Raw genomic sequence first — 2,072 nt, forward strand, 5'->3', positions numbered from 1 at the left:
CGCGTTCGCGCAATGCCTGCGCGACGCGAGCGAGCAGCCGGCGAGCGCGACGCCGACGGCCGCGCCCGCCGCGTCGCGCACGCTGCCTGCATCGGCGGTCGTCCATGCGCCGGCGCCGCGCGTGCGAGCCGGCGTGCGGCCGATTCCGCTCGCGCCGGGCGACGGCGTGCCGCGCGTGATCGTGCACGAAGGGCTCGGCACCGTGCATGCGTACCGTCCGGTGCTGCCCGCGCTGGCGCGGCTCGGCCCGGTGCTCGGCTTCGCGGTGCGCGACGCGCAGGACTATCTCGACCTGCCGGTGCGCCACCTGAACGCGACGCTGGGCCGGCGTTACGCGGATGCGCTGTGGCGCAACGGCGTGCGCGAGGTCGACGTGCTGGGCTACTGCTCGGGCGGGCTGATCGCGCTCGAAATGGCGAAGTCGCTGGTGCAGCTCGGCGTCGCGGTGCGCACGCTCGACATCGTGTCGAGCTACCGGATTCCGTATCTGATCGAGGACGAACGGCTCGTGCTGTTCAACTTCGCGGCGACGCTCGGGCTGCCGCTCGATGCGCTCGGCTTTCCGGAAACGTACGTGCTGGCCGATGCGCTCGCCGACGCATTGAAGGCCGACCCTACGCGGCTCGCGCCCGGCAGCCTGCAGGCGCAGCTCGAGATCTTCGGCGATCGCTGCGAGCCGCTCGACGGGCTGCGTCGCCGCGTGCTCCGCGCGGCTGCCGGCCTGTCGCTGCAGGACGCGCTCGCGCATCCGCTGCTCGACGAGCGCGAGCGGCTCTACCGGCTCTTCATGCATTCGGTGCAGGCGTCCCACTGGGCCGGCGATGCGCCGTATGCGGGCGCGCTGCGGCTGTTCGTGCCGGAGCGCTGCAATCCGCTGATTCCGCAGCAGCGCGCGGCGCTCACCGATTACTGGACGGCGCAGGCGCTCGGCGGCATCACGGCCGTCGATATCCCCGGCGGTCATTTCGACTGCCTGAACGCCGCGTTCGTCGACACCCGCCTGAAGGAGGCACGATGAAGGTCCATCCGCTGCCGGTCGTCGTGGCCGGCTCCCGTTTCGGTCAGTTCTATGCGGCGGGCCTCGCGGCGTCCGGTTCGTATCACGTCGCCGGCATCCTCGGGCAAGGCAGTGCGCGCACGGCCGCATTGGCCGCACGCGTCGGTGCGCCGGTGTTCGACCGCGTCGACGCGTTGCCGGACGACGTGCGCATCGCGTGCGTCGCCGTCGGCGGCGCGGCGCGCGGCGCGCAAGGCGCCGCGCTCGCGTGCCGGCTGCTCGAACGCGGCATCGACGTCGTGATCGAGCATCCGCTGCTGCCCGACGAATGGGCCAGCGTGCTGCGCACCGCGTCGCGCCACGGCCGCCGCTGCCTGCTCAACAGCTTCTATCCGAACCTGCCGGTCGTCGCGCGCTTCATCGCGGTCGCACGGCGGCTGCGCGAGACGAGCGCGCCGGTGCATGCGGACGTGGTGTGCTCGGTGCAGGCGAGCTACGCAGCGCTCGACGTGCTCGCGGCGGCGTTGCAGGGTGTCGGGCCGTGGTCGGTCGAACCGATCGGGCCGGCGCTGTCGTCGATGCGCGAATGCGCGATGGTGCTCGCCGAAACGCCGGTGTCGCTGCGCGTGCACAACGAGATGGCGGCGGCCGACGACGGCCGGATGAGCGTGCTGTTCGGCATCACGCTGACGACCGACGCCGGCACGTGGACGCTCGCGTCGCCGCACGGCCCGCTGTGGTGGGCGCCCGCGCTGCGCGAGCCGGCGCTGGACGAGGACGGCCTGTTCCCGATCTTCGGCGAGGCGGCCGGCGACGACCTGCCGAGCATCCAGATCTGCGACGACGCACAGGAAACCTGGGGCGAGATTCACGCGCGCTGCTGGCCGCAGGCGGCCGTGCGCGCGGTCGACCGGCTCGTGTCCGGCGAAGGGCTGCACGCATGCAACCAGCGCAGCATCGACGTGGCGCGCGTCTGGCAGCAGTTGACCGCGCAACTCGGTTTTCCGGCGCAGCCGCCGGGCGATGCGCGCGCGGCAACGCTCGGCATGCTGCTGGAGCGTGCCGCATGAAGGGG

General features: G+C 72.7%; 2 protein-coding genes. Both read left to right on the forward strand.

The window, feature by feature from the left end:
• Positions 1-1,018, forward strand: a 1,018-nt coding sequence (locus JMF86_RS17480; protein WP_236593018.1) for a thioesterase domain-containing protein, incomplete at its 5' end; no start/stop codon positions are given.
• A complete protein-coding gene (locus JMF86_RS17485) occupies positions 1,015-2,067 on the forward strand; it encodes a Gfo/Idh/MocA family oxidoreductase (protein ID WP_011547174.1) in 1,053 nt (350 codons plus the stop codon). The genes JMF86_RS17480 and JMF86_RS17485, both read left to right, overlap by 4 nt.
• The last annotated feature ends 5 nt before the right edge of the window (positions 2,068-2,072 follow it).

Origin of the sequence: Burkholderia sp. E168m15 (assembly GCF_016586105.1) — a bacterium.
Taxonomy (GTDB): Bacteria; Pseudomonadota; Gammaproteobacteria; order Burkholderiales; family Burkholderiaceae; genus Burkholderia; species Burkholderia orbicola.

Excerpts from the sequence above, each read along its gene's own strand:
- JMF86_RS17485 (WP_011547174.1), top strand. The coding sequence starts at position 1,015 with ATGAAGGTCCATCCGCTGCCGGTCGTCGTGGCCGGCTCCCGTTTCGGT.